The organism is Methylobacterium sp. Leaf112 (genome assembly GCF_001423295.1).
In the GTDB taxonomy this organism is placed as follows: Bacteria; Pseudomonadota; Alphaproteobacteria; order Rhizobiales; family Beijerinckiaceae; genus Methylobacterium.
The window spans coordinates 164,026-183,562 of record NZ_LMNG01000033.1 but is presented as its reverse complement, the minus strand read 5'-3'; the positions used below and the strand labels follow the sequence as shown (position 1 = coordinate 183,562).

Below are 19,537 nucleotides of genomic sequence, written 5' to 3'. Positions count from 1 at the left end.
GCGGATCAACGCGGTATGCAGTCGATGGATCGCATCGGACCGCCGCTCGCGAGCGACGGTCCGGTCACATCCGTGTCAGTTCAGCAGGCGGTTCTGCGGGCGCGTCTCGGCCGCGAGGGTATCGCCCACGGTCAACCCGAGGGGCCCGAGCCGCACCGGCACCGATTCGCCGTCGTGGATCGATCCGGACAGGAGCTGCTCGGCGAGGCGGTCCTGCACCGCCTTCTGGATCACCCGCTTCAGCGGACGCGCCCCGTAGGCCGGATCGTACCCCTTGTCCGCGAGCCAGTCGCGGGCATCGGGCTCGACGTCGATGGTGATCTTGCGCTCGTCCAGAAGCTTCTGGAGACGCCCGAGCTGGATGTCGACGATGGCGCCCATCTCCGACCGCTTGAGGCGGTGGAACAGGATGATCTCGTCGATCCGGTTCAGGAATTCCGGCCGGAAGTGATGGCGCACCACACCCATCACCTCGTCGCGCACGGCATCGGTATCATCGCCCTCGGACTGGTTGACGAGGTACTCGGAGCCAAGGTTCGAGGTCATGATGAGGAGGGTGTTGCGGAAGTCCACCGTGCGCCCCTGCCCGTCCGTCAGGCGCCCATCGTCGAGCACCTGCAGGAGGACGTTGAACACGTCCGGATGCGCCTTCTCGACCTCGTCGAACAACACGACCTGATACGGCCGGCGTCGTACGGCCTCCGTGAGGGACCCTCCCTCCTCGTAGCCAACGTAGCCCGGAGGCGCACCGATGAGGCGGGCAACGGCGTGCTTCTCCATGTATTCCGACATGTCGATCCGTACGAGCGCCGTGTCGTCGTCGAATAGGAACCCGGCGAGCGCCTTCGTCAGCTCGGTCTTGCCGACGCCCGTGGGCCCGAGGAACATGAACGAACCGATGGGCCGGTTGGGGTCCTGCAGGCCGGCCCGGGCCCGGCGCACGGCGGTCGCGACCGCCTCCACCGCCTCGCGCTGGCCGACGACGCGCTTCGCCAAAGCCGATTCCATGGCGAGCAGCTTGTCGCGCTCGCCCTCCAGCATCTTGTCCACGGGCACGCCGGTCCAGCGCGAGACAACCCCGGCGATGTGGGCAGGGGTCACCGCCTCTTCGACCATGCCGTCGCGGCTGACCGCAGACTCGGCCGCCGCCTCGATCTCGGCGAGCTGCTTCTCCAGGCCCGGCACCACGCCGTAGGCGAGTTCGCCGGCGCGCTGATATTGACCCTGGCGCTGGGCGTTGGCGAGTTCCGTGCGGGCCTCGTCGAGCTTCTTCTTCAGGTCGGCCGCTGCCCCGAGCTTGTCCTTCTCCGCCTTCCAGCGCGAGGTGATGGCCGAGGATTGCTCCTCAAGATCGGCCAACTCCTTTTCCAGCCGCACGAGGCGGTCGCGGGAGGCGGTGTCGGTCTCCTTCTTCAGGGCCTCGCCCTCGATCTTCCGGCGCACGATCTCGCGGTCGATATTGTCGAGTTCCTCGGGCTTCGAATCGACCTGCATGCGCAGGCGCGAGCCCGCCTCGTCCATGAGGTCGATGGCCTTATCGGGAAGGAAACGGTCGGTGATGTAGCGGTTCGACAGGGTGGCGGCCGCGACCAACGCCGCATCCTGGATACGCACGCCGTGGTGCTGCTCGTACTTCTCCTTGATGCCGCGCAGGATCGAGACCGTATCCTCCACGGTGGGCTCGGACACGAAGACGGGCTGGAAGCGCCGCGCCAGGGCGGCGTCCTTCTCGACGTGCTTGCGGTACTCGTCGAGGGTTGTTGCGCCGACGCAGTGCAGTTCGCCCCGTGCCAGGGCGGGCTTCAGGAGGTTCGAGGCATCCATCGCCCCGTCGGCCTTTCCGGCGCCCACGAGGGTGTGCATTTCGTCGATGAACAGAATGATGCCGCCTTCGGCCGCCGTCACCTCGGACAGCACGCCCTTCAGGCGCTCTTCGAACTCGCCGCGGTATTTGGCGCCCGCGATCAGCGAGCCCATGTCGAGGGCGAGCAGGCTCTTGTCCTTCAAGCTCTCGGGCACGTCGCCGTCGACGATGCGTAGGGCGAGCCCCTCGACGATGGCGGTCTTGCCGACGCCGGGCTCGCCGATGAGCACGGGATTGTTCTTGGTGCGCCGGGACAGGACCTGGATCGTACGCCGGATCTCCTCGTCACGGCCGATCACCGGATCGAGCTTGCCTTCGCGGGCGGCTTCCGTGAGGTCGCGGGCGTATTTCTTCAGGGCGTCGTAGGCGTTCTCCGCCGTGGCGTTGTCGGCAGTGCGGCCCTTGCGCAGGGCGTTGATGGCCCCATTCAGCGACGCCGGCGTCACGCCCGCGGCGGCGAGCGCCTTGCCGGACTCGGTGTCCTTCTCGACGGCGAGCGCCAGGAGCAGGCGCTCCACGGTGACGTAGGAATCGCCGGCCTTCTCGGCCGCCTTCTCGGCGGTGTCGAACAGGCGCACGAGTTCGCGCGTCGCCTGGGGCTGGGACGAATTGCCGGACACCTTGGGCTGCCTAGCGAGCCATGTCTCGACCTGCGCGAGGGCGACCCGGGACTGCCCGCCCGCACGGTCGATGAGGCCGGCACACAGGCCCTCGGGGTCGTCGAGAAGCACCTTCAGGAGGTGACCCGGCTGCAATTGCGGATGACCCTCGCGCATGGCCAGGGTCTGCGCCGACTGGACGAAGCCGCGGGCGCGTTCGGTGTAGATCTCGAAATTCATGCTCTTTCCACCTCCCCGTGTCGGTCCGGTCCCGCCCGCATGAGGCGGCGCGGCCGTTCCGAGACGTCGTTCCCCGGCTCCGGTCCCATACCTTCACTGCGAGAACCCCGGCGCCATCCAGCCGCCGGTGACACGGATGTGGTGTTGTAAATACGCACCACAAGGGGGTCCGGATCGAAGTGGGGGCGGGATCTTCCGGACCCTTGCAAGCGGCTTCGTCACCGGTCCATGCTCTTCCGATGACGAACGAACTGCACCTCGACGCTCTCCATCGCTACCCCGTGAAGGGCCTCTCGCCCGAACGGCTCGACAGCGTCGATCTGGAGGCGGGCGACTACTTTCCCGGCGATCGCTTGTTCGCCGTCGAGAACGGCCCGTCCGGCTTCGATCCGGCGGCACCCGTGCATCAGCCCAAGATCAAATTCCTGATGCTCATGCGCCACGAAGCCCTGGCCCGCCTCGACGCACGCTACGAGGCGCATACGAACGTCCTGACGATCCACGGTGATGGCGGCGTCGCGGCGCAGGGTGATCTCGGCACGGCGGAAGGACGCGGCGCCATCGAAAGCTTCCTGGCCGGGTACCTGCCCGACGCCCTACGCGGCCCGCCCAAGGTGCTGGGCGCGCCCGACGGCTTCCGCTTCACCGATTCGCCCCGTGGCTTCGTTTCGCTCCTCAATCTCGCCAGCGTCGCGGCGGTCGAGACCCTGACGGGTGCTGCCGTCGATCCCCTGCGGTTCCGAGCGAATCTCCACGTCTCGGGTCTGGCGCCTTGGGCCGAACTCGACCTCGTCGGGCGCACGCTCGTCACGCACGGCGGGGTCGCGCTGCGCGTTCTCAAACGCACGGAGCGTTGCGCGGCGACCAACGTCGATCCGGTCACGGGCATTCGCGACCTCACGATCCCCCGCGCCCTGTCGCAGCACCTTGGCCACACGGATTGCGGAGTCTACGCAGAGGTGGTGGCCGGCGGCACCTTGCGGACCGGCGATCGCCTCACGCTCGAGCCGGCGAACGTCTGAGTAGGCCGACCGTCCGACGCCAACCGAAACCGTGCGTCGACGGAGCAGTCGTGCTGCGAGTGATGCGACGAAGTGGGGATCGACCGGGTTCGCGATCGGCCCCTTCGGCTTCAGATGGCGTCGCGGGGGACCAGGACAACGGCTGCCGCGTAGCCGGCGCGCCTCAGATGGCGCAGATCGGCGTGGCGGCGCTCGCAGGTGATCTTGAGGTAGCGATCGTCGCCTCCGGGCAACCCGGCCGACGCCGCCATGGCCTGTCCGTGGATCAGGCATTCCATCGGTGTTCTCGCGGGCGCGATGATCACGTCGAGGGCTGTTTGGCGGGAGCAGTTCTGAACCAGCATGGTTTGCATGCAGACGAGGGCGACGGACAGCAATTCGGACATGACGGACCTCTTGTTCGAGATGGCGAAGAAGGTCCGCGGAGTGGCTCTGGCGTTCGAGCGGCCGCGTGATTGTTGTCTGGGGCGTTCCTCGAAGATCTGGTTTCGGGTTATTGGTCTTGGTGTCCATCCTCCCCACGCACACCGTATGCCAGGGGCGGATTCTCGAGACGCATCGCGCCCGTGTGTGACGCTTGGGCCACCCTCAGTCCCGGCCCTGAAGCCAGAGAGGCTCGGGCTCGGCGCGCGGCAGCAGCGCCGCCACGGCGTCGAGATCGACGATGTAATGCTCGGTGAGACGGCGCCAGACCTCGGCCGTCGAGGCGGCCTCGGTGCCGATCCGGTGCAGCGCGCTGGCAAGCAGGCCCGGATTCGTCAGGGTCTGGCGGGGGGTGAAAGAATCGGAGTTGGACAACGGCTTAGTCCCTGATCGACGGGACCCAGGATCACGATTCAAAGTTAAGCGGACGTTAAAGGCCCGGTGCCTCCGGCGGAAATCAGTTCCCTCCAATCATCACGCTTCCGGGAGTGTCCGATGGATTGTGTTTCAGCATGCGGTCGCACCCGCAGATGAAGATCGGCCCGTCGTCGCATCGGAGCGCGGAACTCCAGGGGGACGGTGAGCGTCTCACAAGCCGGTCCCGCGACGCCTTCCCGGACGCGGCCGATGACGTTTCCCCCGAAGGACACCATGGACACGACGCCGCTTCCCGCCTCGGCCTTCAAGGCTCCCGCCATCCTGCTCTCCGGTCCCGTGGACCAGTCGATGTACAAGGATTTCCGCCAGCAGTTCGATGCGGCGTCGGATCAGGATTTCGTCGTGGTCGAACTCTCGACCCTCGGCGGTGATCCGGAAGTGGCTCGGATGATGGGCGAGGACATCCGCTTCGCCAGCGAGGTCGATCCGCACCGGCGGATCGTCTTTCTCGGAAAAGCAGCGATCTACTCGGCCGGCACCACCTTCATGAGCTTCTTCGCCCGCTCCAACCGCTACCTGACGCGCGGCACCCGCCTGATGATCCACGAGCGCAAGATCTCGAAGAAGCTGCACATCGACGGTCCGCTCACCACCTGCATCGCCACGGTGACGGCGGCCCTGCACGAACTCGAATGCTCCATCGAGATCCAGAACGAAGGGTTCGCCAACCTCGTCGCGGGATCGACGGTGAGCCTCGACGAAGTGCTGACCCGCGCCCCCTCGAACTGGTACATCGAGGCCGAAGAGGCCCGCGGCCTCGGCCTGATCGAGGCCGTCATCTGACGGACAGACCGGCGGTTGCGCCCGCTGCCGCGTGGCTGGGCGTAAAAATTGCCCGCTGCCTGCTTCGCAGGGTCACATGCCTGCGGTAGAAGCCCGGCGCCGTGCACGACCGCCCGGCACGCATCGAGGAACGAGCCCCACGATGAAAGACCCGTTGCCGAACGTGCACGTGCGTGCCGAAGTCCTGGTTCAGGCCCTGCCGCATATGCAGCGCTACGACCAGGAGATCGTGGTCATCAAGTATGGCGGCCACGCCATGGGCGACCGTGCCGCGGCGGAGGATTTCGCCGAGGACATCGTGCTCTTGGAGCAGTCCGGCCTCAAGCCCATCGTGGTCCACGGCGGCGGCCCGCAGATCGGCCGGATGCTCGGGCGGCTCGGCATCGAGTCGGAGTTCAAGGGCGGCTTGCGGGTCACCGACGAAGCCACCGTCGAGGTGGTCGAGATGGTCCTGGCCGGCTCCATCAACAAACAGATCGTCGGCTGGATCTCGGCCGAGGGCGGACGGGCCATCGGCCTGTGCGGCAAGGACGGCAATATGGTGCGGGCCAAGAAGGCCACACGCACCATCATCGATCCCGAGAGCCAGACCGAGCAAGAGGTCGATCTCGGCCTCGTCGGCGAACCGGATCACGTCGAGCGCGGCGTCCTCGATGCGGTGCTCAAGGCCGAACTCATCCCGGTCCTCGCCCCTGTGGCCTTCGGCGCCGACGGACAGACCTACAACGTCAACGCCGACACCTTCGCGGGCGCCATCGCGGGGGCGCTGCGGGCCAAGCGCCTGCTGCTGCTCACCGACGTACCGGGCGTCCTCGACAAGGACAAGAAGCTGATCCCCGAACTCACTCTGGAGGATTGCCGCCGGCTCATCGCCGACGGCACCATCACGGGCGGCATGATCCCGAAGGTCGAGACCTGTATCTACGCCCTGGAGCAGGGCGTCGAGGCGGTCGTCATCCTCGATGGCAAGGTCAGCCACGCCGTGCTCTTGGAACTGTTCACCGATTACGGTGCCGGGACCCTGATCCGCCGGAGCTGACACCGTGACCCGGTTCGCCCGGCAGGGCGAACCGGGAGGAGGGCGGTCACGCGGGCAGCGATTGCGGGATCGGTCGAAACGCCACCAGAGTCATGTCGTCCCGGCGCGCTTCGCTGCCACGGTAATCGGCAAGGGCCTGCTGCAGCGCCGCAACCTGATCGCCGAGGCCGTCATGCGATCGCGCCATGAGGATGTCGGCGACCCCACGATGACCGAGCAGTCGACGCCGCTCTCCGCCCATCTGGTCGGTGATCCCGTCGGTCATGAGGTAGAACGTCGTCTCCGCCGAGGTCTGGACGACGATCTCGTCCACCGCAAAGATTTCCCCTGCCCGCCGAGGATAGCCGAGGCCGTTCTTCGCGCCGCGGATGCGCGTGACGGTCCCATCCGTGACACTCGTGAGGGAGAGGCCGGCCCCGGCGAAGCGCAGGGTCGCGGTTTGCCGATCCCAGATGCAAATCCCGCAATCGAGGCCGTCATCGGAAACCGCGCCCCGACCGTCCTGGCGCAATTGCACCCGGACCATGGAGTCGAGGGCACGCAGCACCTCGACGGGGTCGCGCAGGCGCCGCTCGTGCAGGATGCGGTCGAGGGCCGTGGCGACGATGAGGGTGAGGAAGGCTCCCGGGACGCCGTGACCGGTACAATCCGCCACCACGATGATGCCGAGCCCGTCGATGTTCTCGAGCCAAAAGTAGTCGCCGCCGACGACGTGAAGCGGTTCCCACAGGACCCCGACCTCGAGGCCGGTGCTCACGAGCGCCGCGCGGTCGGGCAAAACCGAACTCTGGATGCGTCGTGCGTAGCCGATACTCTCCATGACGAGGCCGTTGGCCTCGGCGAGCTTGGCATGCGCCGTCTCGAGTTCCTGTAGCAGCCGCTTCGCTTCGTCGCCCGTTCGCAGACCCTCGACCATGCGGTTGAACGCCTGAGAGATCACGTCGATTTCGTTGCTGGCCCTGAAACGGGCACCGGATTCGACGGTGACCCAGTTCTTGTGCTCGACCTCGCGCATGGCGAGGAGCAGGCGCTTGAGGGGTGCTAGAACGTGCGCCCGTACATTGGCGTGGAGGGTCAACACGAAGGCGAGCATCAGGATGAGACTGGTCACGAGGGCCAGAATCGCCTGCTTTTCGGCGTTGCCGCGCAACGCCTCGGCCGAGATGGCCAGGGTGAGGTGTCCAACGGGTTTGGTCTCGGATGGGAGGGAGAGATCAGCCTGCTCGACGACCATGTCCCAGGACCGACCACGCGGCATGTCACCCAGCGACATGACCACGGCCCCCGCGGCATTGCGCAGAACCACCGCCCGGAACGCCGGATCCAGGGTTAGGGCCTGGACCTGATGCCGGTAGATCTCGGGCCGGGTACTCCAATCTGGCCGAGCGACGGCACTTGCGGTCAGGGCGGCGAGCAACTTTGCCCGCTCGGTGTAGAGCCGGATCTGGTCGCTGTAGTTCACCCAGGCGATGCCGATCTGCGTCACCAGGACGACGACGGCGATGACCGGGTAGATCCGCAGGAACAGGGTATGGGCGAGACTATCGAGGTCGCGCCCTCGGGCAGACCCGCGCAGGGATCCGGGCCTCATGGTCGGGCCGGCGGCGCTTTCGGCCAGCGGCATATCGGTGAACCCGGCGGCTTCGAGGAAGTCGCTGCTACGGCGTGGGCCGGCACCCCGCAGGGAACCGCCGCGCCGAACCGGCGCAGCTTCGGCGCTCGGCATGCCCTCGGGAATCATGGGCCCTCGGGGGTCATGCGGATCGGTCGACCGGGGGCGGAGCCCAATGCATCGGGGGCACTGCGCACACGATCGCGTCCGCTGTCCTTGGCCGTATAGAGGGCGGCGTCCGCGCGCTGCATGGCGGCTTCGAGGGATTCACCGGGTCGGGCCTCGGCGACGCCGATGCTGACGGACAGGATGACGGTCCCGCCCGGCGTCTCGATCGCGGCCGATGCGACCGCGACCCGCAGACGTTCGGCGATCGCCAGGGCCGCGTCGAGGGCGGTGTTCGGAAGCAGAACGGCGAACTCCTCGCCGCCGGTGCGGCCGATGATATCGTGTGGACGCAGGTTCGCCAGGCAGGCCGCCACACAAGCGACGAGAGCCGCATCACCGGCGGCGTGCCCAAAGCTGTCGTTCACGAGCTTGAAGCGGTCGAGATCGAGCATCATGACGGTGATCGGCGTGCCGTCGGTCGCATGGCGCTGCCACGCGCGGACGCTCATCTCCATGAAGCGCCGCCGGGCCAGGGCACCCGTCAGGTCGTCGGTGTCGGCGAGGCGGCGCAGTTCGGCTTCGAGGCGCGAGCGGTGTTCGATCTCCCTGGAGAGCGCTTCGTTGAGCGCCTGGAGATCGCGACGCTGCTCGGCGAGGCAGTGATTGGCCTTCTGCAAATCGAGTTGCATCCGGTCGCTCATGCGGACGAGGCGTTGCTGCTCGCGGTAGCCGCGGCGGTACGCTTCCGCCAAGGCGTTGACGCCGGCGGCGGCATCGGAAAGCCCAGCCAGCATCGTCTCAGCTTGCCGGATCACGGCTTCCTCGGCATCGTAGAGGCTGAAGGCGTCGCTCGCGGGGCGGGCCGTGGCGGCACGGGGCGCGGCCTTGGGCACCGGCGTCATGCGAACTCCTCGACCATCTCGAAGCGGGCATGGGAGAAATCGGCGGCGAAATCCTCACCGGCTTCCGCGATTGTCTCGTCGCCATCGGCGTAGAACCAGCGGATCGTCACCGGCCGACCCTCGGCGGCGGCATCCTCCAGGGGCATGAACAGATTCATGAGCGCCTTGGCACTCGAGGAATTGAAGTAAGCAAGCCCGACTTCGAACACGATGGGATCGGTGGCGGCCTCGGCGAGATATCCCCGGAGGGCCTGAAGAAGCGGTCCGTAGAACGCCGCGGCGTCCTCGGGATAGGATTCGCCGCGCAAGGCGAGGTGGCCGCGCCCGAAATCGAAATCGATGCGCGGCGACCGCTCGGTCGCGGGAAGGCTGATGGTATCCATCGGTCCGGCGCCGTTCAGATGTAGGCTTTGAGGCAGAAGAAGCTCCGCCCATCGCCGAGTTCCTGGAAATCGTACTCGACGGGCGCGCTCGACCGGCGGGCGATCTCGATGAGGCCGATACTACCGCCGAGGCTTCCCTCGTCGGGCGGCTGACGGAGTTTCTCACGGTAGAACGCCTTCAACTCGTCACCTGTCATCGTGGTCAAGTGATCGAGGCGCGCGCGCAGGGTCGGGACATCGCCGTCCGGGACCTCGTTGCCGCACACCACGTAGAACCGCTCGCCAGCGACCCCGACGACGATCATGCCGGCGCTGATCAGACCGCGGGAACCCGTTGGCTCGGCGACCTTGTCGGCCGAGTAGCGGATGATGTTCTGCGCCTGCTCGACGAAGATACCGAAGACGCGCTTCGTGACACTCGAATGCGTCGCATCCTGGCCCATGCGCAATTTCAGCACTTCCCCGAGGGAAAAAAGAACGTTCTCCGAGAGATCACCGCCGAACGACAGGATCACGCCCTCACGTCGCGACGCGTTGAAGAAGCTCCGAAAATCTTGGGCGAGCAATGCATCCCTCCCAAAGGGTTCGACGTGTCGATTGGGATCGTCGTGAGACGGGCTGAACCCAACCTAAGACTGGGGTCGTATATGAATGTTTAAAAACAGCGCCAAGCCTACCCATTTGCGCCGGATCGACAAACGCTAGACAGGGGTTTGGTCTTCGTGTCCATGAGCGAATACAGGAAGGTGGTGACGAAATAAACAGCATCCTTGGCGCGCGAATGCGCAAGTCGAAGACAAACTCGACGTACGAGGCTTCGATAGATTCCAGGGTGAACAATGGCCCTGTCCCATATCAGACCGCAATGCACCATTCGGGCCATTGGCGAACCTTGGCGCTTCCAATTTCGGCGCCATGCCCCATCTTAGCCGTCCCGGCCGGATCATCCGGCCCAACCCTTAAGTCGAAGCGCCTTGTTCCTTCCCGGCGAAAACCATTTCACCTCCGTCCGATCCCGTGGGTTCGATCATGTCGACACCTGGGTGTTCGATCTCGACAACACGCTCTACCCGAGCGACGCACGGGTTTGGCCACAGGTGGACGAGCGGATCACCCTCTACGTCATGCGCCTCTACGGTCTCGATGGGCTCTCGGCGCGTGCCCTGCAGAAGTATTTCTACCATCGCTATGGCACCACCCTAAAAGCGCTGATGATTGAGGCGGCCATCGATCCGCACGATTTTCTCGATTTCGCTCACGACATCGACCATTCGAGCATCAGCCTCGACCCGGCCCTGGGGACCGCCATCGCCGAGTTGCCCGGCCGCAAGCTCATCCTCACCAATGGATCGCGTCGGCACGCCGAGAGCGTGGCGCGAAAACTCGGAATTCTCGACCATTTCGAAGACGTGTTCGATATCGCCGACGCGGATTTCGTGCCCAAACCCGAACGCTCAACCTATGAGCGTTTTCTCCTCCGCCACGGGGTCGATCCGCGCCGTTCGGTTCTGTTCGAGGACATCGCCCGCAATCTCGTAGTGCCGCATGAGATCGGCATGGCGACCGTGTTGGTCGTGCCCCGAACCCTCGATCCGTTCCGGGAGGCGTTCGAGCAGGAAGCGGTGCAGCAAGCGCATATCGACCACATCACGAGCGATCTCGCGGGCTTCCTCACGCACCGCGTCCTACCGGTGATCCGGTGAGCGGCCTGCAGGACGACCAGAGTCTGGAGGACACGCGGCAGGGTGACACACGGCAAGAGGATACACGGCAAGAGCCTTGGGCCGAACGTCATGCTCCGTCCCTGGACGACATCGAAGCGCTCGCTCATGCGGCGTTCGTAGATCTCCCGGCTGCGTTTCGTGCCCTTTGCCCGGGGATCGTCATCCATGTCGACGACTTTCCCGACGACGACACTCTGATCGAGATGGACTGCGCCAGCGAATTCGATCTGCTCGGCCTGTTCCGGGGCATCGGACTGGCGCAATCGGGCGACTTCACGACCGGCCAGATGCCAAACCAGATCTGGCTCTACCGTCGGCCCTTGCTCGATTATTGGGCCGAGCACGAGGAAACCCTCGGGCACCTCGTCACCCATGTCCTCGTCCACGAGATCGGGCACCATTTCGGCCTGTCGGACGTCGACATGGCCGGCATCGAGGCACGTTCCGACGGTTGAGCCCGGAGCGGTGGCCTACGAAACAGGCGTCGCGCCGGAGGCTCAGAGGGTCTCCGGGTGACCGATCTGGCTCGCCTTCGGGCGGCGGGTGCGGAACTGGCCGCGTGCCACGGCGACGAAGGCCAGGATCACGACCGTCAGGGTGGTGAGCCACCACATCACCGTCAGGCCGACACCGATACAGGTGATGGTGAATGCGGCGGCGAAGGCTGCCATGGCGCCGGGGACGAGGACGGGCGTCCCCCGTCCGCTGCGGCGGATCGCGGCCTGAAGCGCGAACGCCGCGGCGACTGCGCCGACGACGCCCAGTTCGTACCACAACTCGAACAGCAGCGTGGTGGGCGCATTGGCCGGGAGGAGATTAACGATCCTGCCCCGCAGCGCCGTCTCGAAACCGTGCCCCGTGACGAGGCGCAACGGCTCCGTGGTGACGATCTTCTGCCAGGTCTTGAGCGACAGGGCGCCGGGCGAAGCCGGGCCGAGCAGGGTCGAGGCGACGGGTCGAGCGAGGAACGGCAGCAGAGGCGCCCCCACCAAGAGGGCTGCCGCACCGAGGCTTGCGACGCGTACGCCGAGGAACGGCCGGAGACTGGTGAGGGCGAAGGCGGCGGCGCCCGCCGCCAAGGCTGTGAGTTGAAGCGCGTTCGGCGAAACCACCAGGGCCACGGCCACGAGGAGCGCGAGGCCTAGGGATTCGAGGTCGCGCCCGCGCGAGCGCAGCCACGCCACGGCCGGCCAGACCAGGAGCGCGAGAAGCGTCAATCCACGGTCCAGAGTTCCATCGATCTCCGTTGGCGTTCCTGGGAGACGATGCCCGAACAGGCCGAGCAGAATCGCCACGAGGGCGGCGGCCGCGGTGCCCACGGGCAGGAGGTAGAGGTTGGCCGAACGCATCCGCTCCGGCAGGGCGAGATAGCCCGCGAAGGTCAGAAGGATCGTCGCGATCAGGTTGAGCAACCGCTCGGCGGCAAGATCGAGGAACGGCGTCCACACCAGGGACAGAGCCGCCCACAGGATGACGAGGAGCCCGGCGAGGAAGGCCGGCATCCGCAGCAGGCGCCCAGCGGCTGGCCTCCACGGCCCGGATTTGCCGTCGATGGCGCTGGCCAGCACCAGCAGCACCACGGCGATGGGCGCCAGAATGACGGCCGCGCGGCGACCCATCTGCGTCGTCACCGGCACGAGGACGAACAGGCCGAAGAACCCGATGCGCCGCAGGAGCGCGGCGGCATCGAGGGCCGGATCGACAGAAGGGTGGGACGCACGCGCCATGATTGCGACTGTCGACTGTGAACCGGCGCCACGAGTTGACCCGCGCGCTACGGCGCCAGTCGTAGTGCACTCGTCCTGGTCGGGCTGTAGATGCCGTGCAACACCTGTGCCCTGGCGGACACGGTTCAGGCCGTGACCGAGACGGACGGTCGATAGATCAGACGCCGCCCGAAGTCGCACAGAACCCGCCATCCCGCCCACGCGGCGAGGAACCCGAGGAGCCCGGCCACCAAGCCATCGGCGGTCGTCGGGATCGCGGGGCGATAGTCCTCGTAGGTCGCCCGCGCGAGATGGAGGTCGGGGTCGCGGATCAGGGCCGCAAGTCGGCCGAGAGGACCACCGGCGGTGTCGAGGGCGGCGCGGCGTGCCGCTAGGGTGGCGAGCCGGTCGAGATCCGCGCGCGCGGCTGCCCCACGTCGAGAAACAAGAGCATCGGAATCGCCGCGCAGCCGCGCAATGGCACTGTCACGGGTATGTCCCGTCGCCTGTGCATCGGCTTCGAACCCGGCGACCACGCGGCGCAACTCCTCGACGGTCCCAGCCAACCGCTGGCCATACTGCTGAGCGAACTCAGGTCCCTGCGCCCCAACGATGCCCGCAAGCACGCCCAGTGCGAGGCCCAAGGTGCGGAGGACACGAAACACGGGCACCTCCCACACGGGTTCGACGCTCGGACAAGCCGCGGGGCGGCCCCGGTGTTCCCTGCCCTCGATCAAGGCTCGACGTCGGCTTCGTCCGGAGGAGGCCACGGAAGCGGTCACGTTTACGCCCGAACGATCTTGCGGGATGCCGCCGCAGGCTGCTTGACAGCCCGGGCGGCCGAACATACACCCCCGACACCGCAGCGGAGACGAGGCGGGACGCCATGCGGGCGTAGCTCAGTTGGTTAGAGTGCCGGCCTGTCACGCCGGAGGTCGCGGGTTCGAGTCCCGTCGCCCGCGCCATTTACAAGTCTACCATTCCGAAAGTTCGATCTCGCGCGACGCGAAACGTGTCTTGTGCGGATCGCTTTCCACGCCACGCGGGCGTAGCTCAGTTGGTTAGAGTGCCGGCCTGTCACGCCGGAGGTCGCGGGTTCGAGTCCCGTCGCCCGCGCCATTTTTATTCCCCGACAATCTGCATTGTGTTGCAAGGTGTTGCAGGGACTTCGGGTCCCCAAGGTCCCGCCTGCCCGCGGCGGCGACGTTGCGCCGGCTCGCTTTCGCTTGTGGGAATCCTAAGCTCATCGAACGCAACCGGCCGGACGATGCTCGTGTCGTCGGCCCAGGCTTGCGGAGGGTGAACGATGCCGGGGTTTTTCTTCCTCTACTTCACAGCCTGCATGACCAACGCGCCGGACACTTGCGAAGCGCGGCGGCTCGCCCTCGACGTCGCCGACGCGCGTGCCTGCCAGCACGTGGCACAGCCGCAGCTGGCGCGCTGGGTCGGGACGCATCCGGACTATCGCATCACCGGATGGCGCTGCGGTGCGCCGTTACGCGATCCGGGTACGCGGATCTGAGCCGGGGCGTGCCCAGCATGCCACGGTGACGAGCGAACGGATCGGCGTGGGACCGATGCCGCGTTTTCGCCGCATGGGGCCGCAAGGGGCATGGAACCGGGAAAAGCATGGAGCCGATCCCGCCCGAGCCCATGAGCCGATGCCCAAGTTATCCTCACGCGCCTTCGCTTACGTCGTGGCCGCATCCGTCGCGGTGACTTTGGCCGGTTGCAGCGCACCCACCCTCCTCGGTCCCGATACGCCGACCAGCGTCGTGATCCTCGATGAGCAGGCAGCGGCCGCCGCCATCTCACGCTACCGGGCACAGCACGGTCTCGGGCCGGTGGTGATCGACACCAGCCTGATCCGGGCCGCGTCGTATCAGGCGGCTTCCAATGCGAAGGCCGGCCGTCTCAGCCACGAGATCGGCGGCACCTTCGATGCACGCATGGCGGAGGCGGGCTTCGGCCGCGCCTACGCGGCGGAGAATCTCAGTGCAGGCTCGAACACCTTCGACGAGGTGCTGGCGCGCTGGAAGTCTTCGCCGGAGCACAACAAGAACATGCTGATGCCGCAACTGAAGCGCGTCGGCATCGCCCGCGTCGATGCGCCGGGCACTCGCTACAAGCGCTTCTGGGCCCTGGTCCTCGCCGGCGGCTGAGTGCCGTCAGCTCTCGCCGGTGTCGGCCTCGGCCAGGCCGTCCTGCAGGGTTCGAATGATGGTTCGCATCTCGGGGATCATCGCGATCGCCTTCGCGATCCGTTGCGCCTCGTCACGGGTCATCGCGCCGGTTGCCGTGCGCGAAGCCTCATCGTCCGAGAAATAGGTCCACGCGACGGCCACGCCGGCGGCATCCTCGACGCAGAAGCTTTCCGCTTTCTCGACGACGAGCCAAGGGGTGGGAAATCCGCGTGGCTCGGTCATGTCAGGCGATCCGATGTCGTCCCGCGAGACGGGACAGGGCCTGGTGGGCGGTGACGGGCTCGAACCGCCGACCCTCTCCGTGTAAAGGAGACGCTCTACCAACTGAGCTAACCGCCCAGGCGCGCCGTGTCGTACCGAAGCGGCCGTCGGCACGCAACCCGTAGCCTCACGAGGATGGGAAGCCGCACGAAGAAAGAGGCCCCAGAGTTTCCTCCGGGGCCTCTTCGCCTGTCAGCGGTTCAGTGCGCGATGACCGTGGCGGTCTCGTCCTCACCGATCACCGGGCGGACCGGCGGGGCCGGCTCCTCCCACTCGATGGGTTCGGGTACCCGCACCAGGGCATGCTTGAGAACCTGATCCATCCGCGAGACCGGGATGATCTCCATCCCGTTCTTAACGCTATCGGGCACCTCGGCGATGTCCTTGGCGTTCTCCTCGGGGATCAGCACCGTCTTGATGCCTCCACGAAGAGCCGCGAGCAGCTTCTCTTTCAGACCGCCGATGGGCAACACCCGGCCACGGAGTGTCACTTCTCCGGTCATCGCCACATCCTTCTTCACGGGGATGCCCGTGAGGGTGGAGATGATGGCGGTGGCCATGCCGATGCCGGCGGACGGGCCATCCTTCGGGGTCGCTCCCTCGGGAACGTGGACGTGGATGTCCCGACGCTCGAACAGCGGCGGCTCGATGCCGAAATCGACGGCCCGCGAGCGGACGTAACTCGCCGCAGCGGAAATCGACTCCTTCATCACGTCGCGCAGGTTGCCCGTCACGGTCATCTTGCCCTTGCCGGGCATCATGACGCCTTCGATGGTCAGCAACTCACCACCGACCTCGGTCCACGCGAGGCCCGTGACCACACCAACCTGATCCTCCTCATCGATCTCGCCGTAGCGGAACTTCGGAGCACCGAGGAACACCGGCAGGTTCTCCTCGGTAACGGCGACCGCCTTCACCTTCGTGATGAGAATCTCCTTCACCGCCTTGCGGATGAGGTTGGAGATCTCGCGCTCCAGGTTACGGACGCCCGCTTCCCGCGTGTAGCGGCGGATGAGCATCAGAAGCGCGGCATCGTCGATCTGCCATTCCTTGGAATCGAGGCCGTGCTTCTTGACCGCGCCCGGGATCAGGTGCTTCCGCGCGATCTCGAGCTTCTCCTCCTCTGTGTAGCCGGCGATGCGGATCACCTCCATGCGGTCCATGAGGGGCGCGGGAATGTTCAGCGTGTTGGCGGTTGTGACGAACATCACGTTCGACAGGTCGTAATCGACCTCGAGGTAGTGGTCGTTGAAGGTCGAGTTCTGTTCGGGGTCCAGGACCTCGAGCAGGGCGGCCGAGGGATCGCCCCGGAAATCCATGCCCATCTTGTCGATCTCATCGAGGAGGATGAGCGGGTTCGAGGTCTTGGCCTTGCGCATGGACTGCACGATCTTGCCGGGCATCGAACCGATATAGGTCCGGCGGTGACCGCGGATCTCGGCCTCGTCGCGCACGCCGCCGAGCGACATACGAACGAACTCACGGCCCGTCGCCTTGGCGATGGACTTGCCAAGCGAAGTCTTGCCGACGCCGGGGGGACCGACGAGGCACAGAATCGGTCCGGTGAGCTTGTTGGCCCGCTGCTGCACGGCCAGATACTCGACGATGCGCTCTTTGACCTTGTCGAGGCCAAAATGATCCTCGTCGAGCATCACCTGCGCGCCGAGCAGATCCTTCTTCATCTTCGAGCGCTTGCCCCACGGGATGCCGAGCATCCAGTCGAGGTAGTTGCGCACGACGGTGGCTTCCGCCGACATGGGCGACATCTGACGCAGCTTCTTCAGCTCCGCCACCGCCTTGTCGCGGGCCTCCTTGGTGAATTTGGTCTTCTCGATCTTGTCTTCGAGTTCGGCTAGCTCGTCCTTGCCGTCCTCGGAATCGCCCAACTCCTTCTGGATCGCTTTCATCTGCTCGTTGAGGTAGTACTCGCGCTGAGTCTTCTCCATCTGCCGCTTCACGCGGGTCCGGATGCGCTTCTCCACCTGCAACACGGAGATCTCGCTCTCCATCAGCGACAGCACCCGCTCCAGGCGCTGCGCGACCGTGGGAATCTCTAGGATCGCCTGCTTGTCGGCAATCTTCACCGCCAGGTGGGAGCCGACTGTGTCGGCGAGCTTCGAGGGCTCGTCGATCTGTGTGACGGCGGAGACGACCTCGGGCGAGATCTTCTTGTTGAGCTTCACGTAGTTCTCGAACTCGGCGATGACCGAGCGGGCGAGCGCCTCCGCCTCGACACTGTCACCGAGCTCATCGGTGAGAGTCTCGGCCTCGGCCTCATAATAAGAGTCCGACTTGTTGAAATGGGTGATCTTGGCGCGACCAGCCCCCTCGACCAGCACCTTCACGGTACCATCGGGCAGCTTCAAGAGTTGGAGCACGCTGGCGAGCGTTCCGATCTTGTAGATCGCGTCGGTCGCCGGATCGTCGTCGCTGGCGTTGATCTGGGTCGCGAGAAGAATGTGGCGATCCGTCCGCACGGCCTCCTCAAGGGCGCGGATCGACTTCTCGCGACCGACGAAGAGCGGGACGATCATATGCGGAAACACGACAATGTCGCGAAGCGGCAGGACGGCATAAGAGCCCGTCGAGCCCGGGACCACAGGCTGGCGCGATTTCGGTTGAGTCATGTCGGACTTCCTCATGAGGGACGCCGGGCAGTCGCTCCTCCGGGGAGCAAGCAACCTGCCAGGGGCCGACCGGGCCGCGAAGGGGTCGGAAGTGTTATCGGAGAAGCGGCTGGCGGCGGGACACCGCACCTCGAAAGGCGAGCGTGCGGCCATCGCGCGTCTGAATTCAGATGGAAGCGGGGGCGGATGTTTTCAAGCATCCGCCCCGAGGCCGGCCATCAGGACGCGAGCCGGACAGGGTCAGGCAGCGCTCAGGCGCTGACGCTGGCCGGGGCTTCCTTGTTGCGGTCCCCATGGATGTAGAGAGGACGCGACTTGCCCTCGACGACCTCGGGGCCGATCACCACCTGCTCGACGGATTCGAGACCCGGCAGATCGTACATGGTCTCGAGGAGAATGGTCTCGAGGATCGAGCGCAGGCCACGTGCACCGGTCTTCCGCTCGATGGCCTTGCGGGCAACCATGGACAGGGCCTCGTCCTGGAACGTCAGGTCGACGTTCTCCATCTCGAACAGGCGCTGGTACTGCTTGACCAGAGCGTTCTTAGGCTCCTGAAGAATCCGCTTGAGGGCGGTCTCGTCGAGATCTTCCAAGGTCGCCAGCACAGGCAGGCGGCCGACGAACTCGGGGATGAGGCCGAACTTCAGCAGATCCTCGGGCTCGACGTTGCGGAAGATCTCGCCCGTGCGACGATCGTCGGGAGCTTGAACCGTGGCGCCGAAGCCGATTGAGGTCCCCTTGCCGCGCGCCGAGATGATCCGCTCGAGGCCTGCGAAGGCGCCACCGCAGATGAACAGGATGTTCGTGGTGTCGACCTGCAGGAACTCCTGCTGCGGATGCTTGCGGCCGCCCTGCGGAGGCACGGAGGCGACGGTGCCTTCCATGATCTTCAGGAGCGCCTGCTGCACGCCCTCGCCGGAGACGTCGCGGGTGATCGACGGATTGTCGGACTTGCGCGAGATCTTATCGATCTCGTCGATGTAGACGATGCCGCGCTGCGCCCGCTCGACGTTGTAGTCGGAGGCCTGGAGCAATTTGAGAATGATGTTCTCGACGTCCTCGCCGACGTAGCCCGCCTCCGTCAGGGTGGTCGCGTCCGCCATGGTGAACGGCACGTCGAGAATGCGGGCGAGCGTCTGAGCGAGCAGCGTCTTGCCCGAGCCCGTCGGCCCGATCAGCATGATGTTGGATTTGGCCAGCTCGACGTCGTTGTGCTTCGACGCGTGGGCGAGGCGCTTGTAGTGGTTGTGGACCGCGACGGAGAGAACCTTCTTCGCAAAATCCTGACCGATGACATAGTCATCGAGGACGCGGCGGATTTCCTTCGGCGTGGGGACGCCGTCGCGCGATTTCACCAGGGAGGATTTGGATTCCTCACGGATGATGTCCATGCACAGTTCGACACACTCGTCGCAGATGAACACCGTCGGGCCCGCGATCAACTTGCGGACCTCGTGCTGGCTCTTGCCGCAAAACGAGCAGTACAGCGTGCTCTTCGAGTCGTTGCCGCCAGTCTTGCTCATATCGGTCTCCGTTCGCGGGCATGGCGCCGGTCCGGGGCGCACACGCATCCTTCGAATTTAATGGCATCGGCCTAAAGAA

19 protein-coding genes and 3 tRNA genes are annotated in these 19,537 nt (G+C 65.8%); 9 read left to right on the top strand and 13 right to left on the bottom strand.

Translation table 11 applies throughout. From position 1 onward, the window contains the following. Positions 1 to 75 precede the first annotated feature (75 nt). Positions 76 to 2,703 carry an ATP-dependent chaperone ClpB gene (gene clpB, locus ASF52_RS20255; protein WP_056176087.1) on the bottom strand — a complete coding sequence of 876 codons (2,628 nt, stop codon included), beginning with the start codon at positions 2,701 to 2,703 and terminating at the stop codon, positions 76 to 78. 239 nt (positions 2,704 to 2,942) lie between these two features. On the opposite strand from clpB, the gene ASF52_RS20250 reads away from it, so the two are divergent. Further along, positions 2,943 to 3,725, top strand: a complete 783-nt coding sequence (locus tag ASF52_RS20250; protein ID WP_056176085.1) for an MOSC domain-containing protein — start codon at positions 2,943 to 2,945, stop codon at positions 3,723 to 3,725. Between the two features lie 110 nt (positions 3,726 to 3,835). Here the strand turns inward: ASF52_RS20250 and ASF52_RS20245 are convergent, their stop codons facing one another. After that, positions 3,836 to 4,111, bottom strand: coding sequence for a hypothetical protein (locus ASF52_RS20245; RefSeq protein WP_056176082.1), 276 nt, complete (start codon positions 4,109 to 4,111; stop codon positions 3,836 to 3,838). Positions 4,112 to 4,313: 202 nt separating this feature from the next. Continuing rightward, a complete protein-coding gene (locus tag ASF52_RS20240; protein ID WP_056176079.1) occupies positions 4,314 to 4,523 on the bottom strand; it encodes a hypothetical protein in 210 nt (69 codons plus the stop codon). A gap of 252 nt (positions 4,524 to 4,775) precedes the next feature. Between ASF52_RS20240 and ASF52_RS20235 the strand changes: the two genes are divergently transcribed. Both ASF52_RS20235 and argB read left to right on the top strand, forming a co-directional pair. Continuing rightward, a complete protein-coding gene (locus ASF52_RS20235; RefSeq protein ID WP_244472951.1) occupies positions 4,776 to 5,369 on the top strand; it encodes a peptidase S14 in 594 nt (197 codons plus the stop codon). 142 nt (positions 5,370 to 5,511) lie between these two features. Then, positions 5,512 to 6,408 carry an acetylglutamate kinase gene (argB, locus tag ASF52_RS20230; RefSeq protein WP_056176076.1) on the top strand — a complete coding sequence of 299 codons (897 nt, stop codon included), beginning with the start codon at positions 5,512 to 5,514 and terminating at the stop codon, positions 6,406 to 6,408. 46 nt (positions 6,409 to 6,454) lie between these two features. On the opposite strand, the gene ASF52_RS20225 is transcribed toward argB, so the two are convergent. From ASF52_RS20225 to ASF52_RS20210, 4 genes are read right to left on the bottom strand one after another with little or no spacing between them, the layout of a single operon-like run. Beyond that, positions 6,455 to 8,134 (bottom strand): SpoIIE family protein phosphatase, encoded by a 1,680-nt coding sequence (locus tag ASF52_RS20225; RefSeq protein WP_082515416.1) that lies wholly within the window; start codon positions 8,132 to 8,134, stop codon positions 6,455 to 6,457. An 11-nt stretch (positions 8,135 to 8,145) separates the two neighbouring features. Then, positions 8,146 to 9,030, bottom strand: a complete 885-nt coding sequence (locus ASF52_RS20220) for a GGDEF domain-containing protein (RefSeq protein WP_056176069.1) — start codon at positions 9,028 to 9,030, stop codon at positions 8,146 to 8,148. Further along, complete coding sequence (locus tag ASF52_RS20215; RefSeq protein WP_056176066.1) at positions 9,027 to 9,413, bottom strand: DUF1987 domain-containing protein; 387 nt, start codon at positions 9,411 to 9,413, stop codon at positions 9,027 to 9,029. The genes ASF52_RS20220 and ASF52_RS20215 overlap by 4 nt, the downstream gene beginning before the upstream one ends. 14 nt (positions 9,414 to 9,427) lie before the next feature. Next, a complete protein-coding gene (locus ASF52_RS20210) occupies positions 9,428 to 9,979 on the bottom strand; it encodes a SiaB family protein kinase (protein ID WP_056176063.1) in 552 nt (183 codons plus the stop codon). Between the two features lie 408 nt (positions 9,980 to 10,387). Here ASF52_RS20210 and ASF52_RS20205 point away from each other — a divergent pair, with 408 nt between their 5' ends. Together ASF52_RS20205 and ASF52_RS20200 are read left to right on the top strand one after the other, a co-directional pair. Further along, positions 10,388 to 11,116, top strand: a complete 729-nt coding sequence (locus ASF52_RS20205) for a pyrimidine 5'-nucleotidase (protein WP_056176061.1) — start codon at positions 10,388 to 10,390, stop codon at positions 11,114 to 11,116. Positions 11,117 to 11,139: 23 nt separating this feature from the next. Further along, on the top strand, positions 11,140 to 11,592 hold the full coding sequence (locus tag ASF52_RS20200) for a metallopeptidase family protein (protein ID WP_056176228.1): 453 nt from the start codon (positions 11,140 to 11,142) through the stop codon (positions 11,590 to 11,592). A 42-nt stretch (positions 11,593 to 11,634) separates the two neighbouring features. Here ASF52_RS20200 and ASF52_RS20195 read toward each other — a convergent pair whose 3' ends face one another. After that, positions 11,635 to 12,864, bottom strand: a complete 1,230-nt coding sequence (locus ASF52_RS20195) for a hypothetical protein (protein WP_056176058.1) — start codon at positions 12,862 to 12,864, stop codon at positions 11,635 to 11,637. Between the two features lie 125 nt (positions 12,865 to 12,989). Next, on the bottom strand, positions 12,990 to 13,508 hold the full coding sequence (locus ASF52_RS20190; RefSeq protein WP_056176225.1) for a DUF2937 family protein: 519 nt from the start codon (positions 13,506 to 13,508) through the stop codon (positions 12,990 to 12,992). A 223-nt stretch (positions 13,509 to 13,731) separates the two neighbouring features. Here ASF52_RS20190 and ASF52_RS20185 point away from each other — a divergent pair. From ASF52_RS20185 to ASF52_RS20170, 4 genes are all read left to right on the top strand, one after another. Next, positions 13,732 to 13,808 (top strand) — tRNA-Asp (locus tag ASF52_RS20185). A 77-nt stretch (positions 13,809 to 13,885) separates the two neighbouring features. Beyond that, positions 13,886 to 13,962 (top strand) — tRNA-Asp (locus ASF52_RS20180). 187 nt (positions 13,963 to 14,149) lie between these two features. Beyond that, positions 14,150 to 14,365, top strand: a complete 216-nt coding sequence (locus tag ASF52_RS20175) for a hypothetical protein (protein ID WP_056176055.1) — start codon at positions 14,150 to 14,152, stop codon at positions 14,363 to 14,365. 139 nt (positions 14,366 to 14,504) lie between these two features. Then, positions 14,505 to 15,005 (top strand): CAP domain-containing protein, encoded by a 501-nt coding sequence (locus ASF52_RS20170; protein WP_056176052.1) that lies wholly within the window; start codon positions 14,505 to 14,507, stop codon positions 15,003 to 15,005. A gap of 6 nt (positions 15,006 to 15,011) precedes the next feature. Here the strand turns inward: ASF52_RS20170 and ASF52_RS20165 are convergent, their stop codons facing one another. From ASF52_RS20165 to clpX, 4 genes are all read right to left on the bottom strand, one after another. Beyond that, a complete protein-coding gene (locus ASF52_RS20165) occupies positions 15,012 to 15,269 on the bottom strand; it encodes a hypothetical protein (RefSeq protein WP_056176049.1) in 258 nt (85 codons plus the stop codon). A gap of 41 nt (positions 15,270 to 15,310) precedes the next feature. Next, positions 15,311 to 15,386: transfer RNA gene (locus ASF52_RS20160), tRNA-Val, on the bottom strand. A gap of 122 nt (positions 15,387 to 15,508) precedes the next feature. Next, the gene (gene lon, locus ASF52_RS20155) at positions 15,509 to 17,935 is read right to left on the bottom strand and encodes an endopeptidase La (protein ID WP_056176047.1); all 2,427 of its coding nucleotides are present in this window, start codon (positions 17,933 to 17,935) and stop codon (positions 15,509 to 15,511) included. A 251-nt stretch (positions 17,936 to 18,186) separates the two neighbouring features. Continuing rightward, a complete protein-coding gene (gene clpX, locus ASF52_RS20150) occupies positions 18,187 to 19,458 on the bottom strand; it encodes an ATP-dependent Clp protease ATP-binding subunit ClpX (protein WP_056176043.1) in 1,272 nt (423 codons plus the stop codon). Positions 19,459 to 19,537 lie beyond the last annotated feature (79 nt).

Coding starts and splice junctions, on each gene's coding strand:
- ASF52_RS20225 (WP_082515416.1), bottom strand. CDS start 8,134: ATGCCGAGCGCCGAAGCTGCGCCGGTTCGGCGCGGCGGTTCCCTGCGG.
- clpX (WP_056176043.1), bottom strand. CDS start 19,458: ATGAGCAAGACTGGCGGCAACGACTCGAAGAGCACGCTGTACTGCTCG.
- ASF52_RS20250 (WP_056176085.1), top strand. CDS start 2,943: ATGACGAACGAACTGCACCTCGACGCTCTCCATCGCTACCCCGTGAAG.
- ASF52_RS20220 (WP_056176069.1), bottom strand. CDS start 9,030: ATGACGCCGGTGCCCAAGGCCGCGCCCCGTGCCGCCACGGCCCGCCCC.
- ASF52_RS20215 (WP_056176066.1), bottom strand. CDS start 9,413: ATGGATACCATCAGCCTTCCCGCGACCGAGCGGTCGCCGCGCATCGAT.
- argB (WP_056176076.1), top strand. CDS start 5,512: ATGAAAGACCCGTTGCCGAACGTGCACGTGCGTGCCGAAGTCCTGGTT.
- ASF52_RS20165 (WP_056176049.1), bottom strand. CDS start 15,269: ATGACCGAGCCACGCGGATTTCCCACCCCTTGGCTCGTCGTCGAGAAA.
- clpB (WP_056176087.1), bottom strand. CDS start 2,703: ATGAATTTCGAGATCTACACCGAACGCGCCCGCGGCTTCGTCCAGTCG.
- lon (WP_056176047.1), bottom strand. CDS start 17,935: ATGACTCAACCGAAATCGCGCCAGCCTGTGGTCCCGGGCTCGACGGGC.
- ASF52_RS20245 (WP_056176082.1), bottom strand. CDS start 4,111: ATGTCCGAATTGCTGTCCGTCGCCCTCGTCTGCATGCAAACCATGCTG.
- ASF52_RS20195 (WP_056176058.1), bottom strand. CDS start 12,864: ATGGCGCGTGCGTCCCACCCTTCTGTCGATCCGGCCCTCGATGCCGCC.
- ASF52_RS20170 (WP_056176052.1), top strand. CDS start 14,505: ATGCCCAAGTTATCCTCACGCGCCTTCGCTTACGTCGTGGCCGCATCC.
- ASF52_RS20175 (WP_056176055.1), top strand. CDS start 14,150: ATGCCGGGGTTTTTCTTCCTCTACTTCACAGCCTGCATGACCAACGCG.
- ASF52_RS20235 (WP_244472951.1), top strand. CDS start 4,776: ATGACGTTTCCCCCGAAGGACACCATGGACACGACGCCGCTTCCCGCC.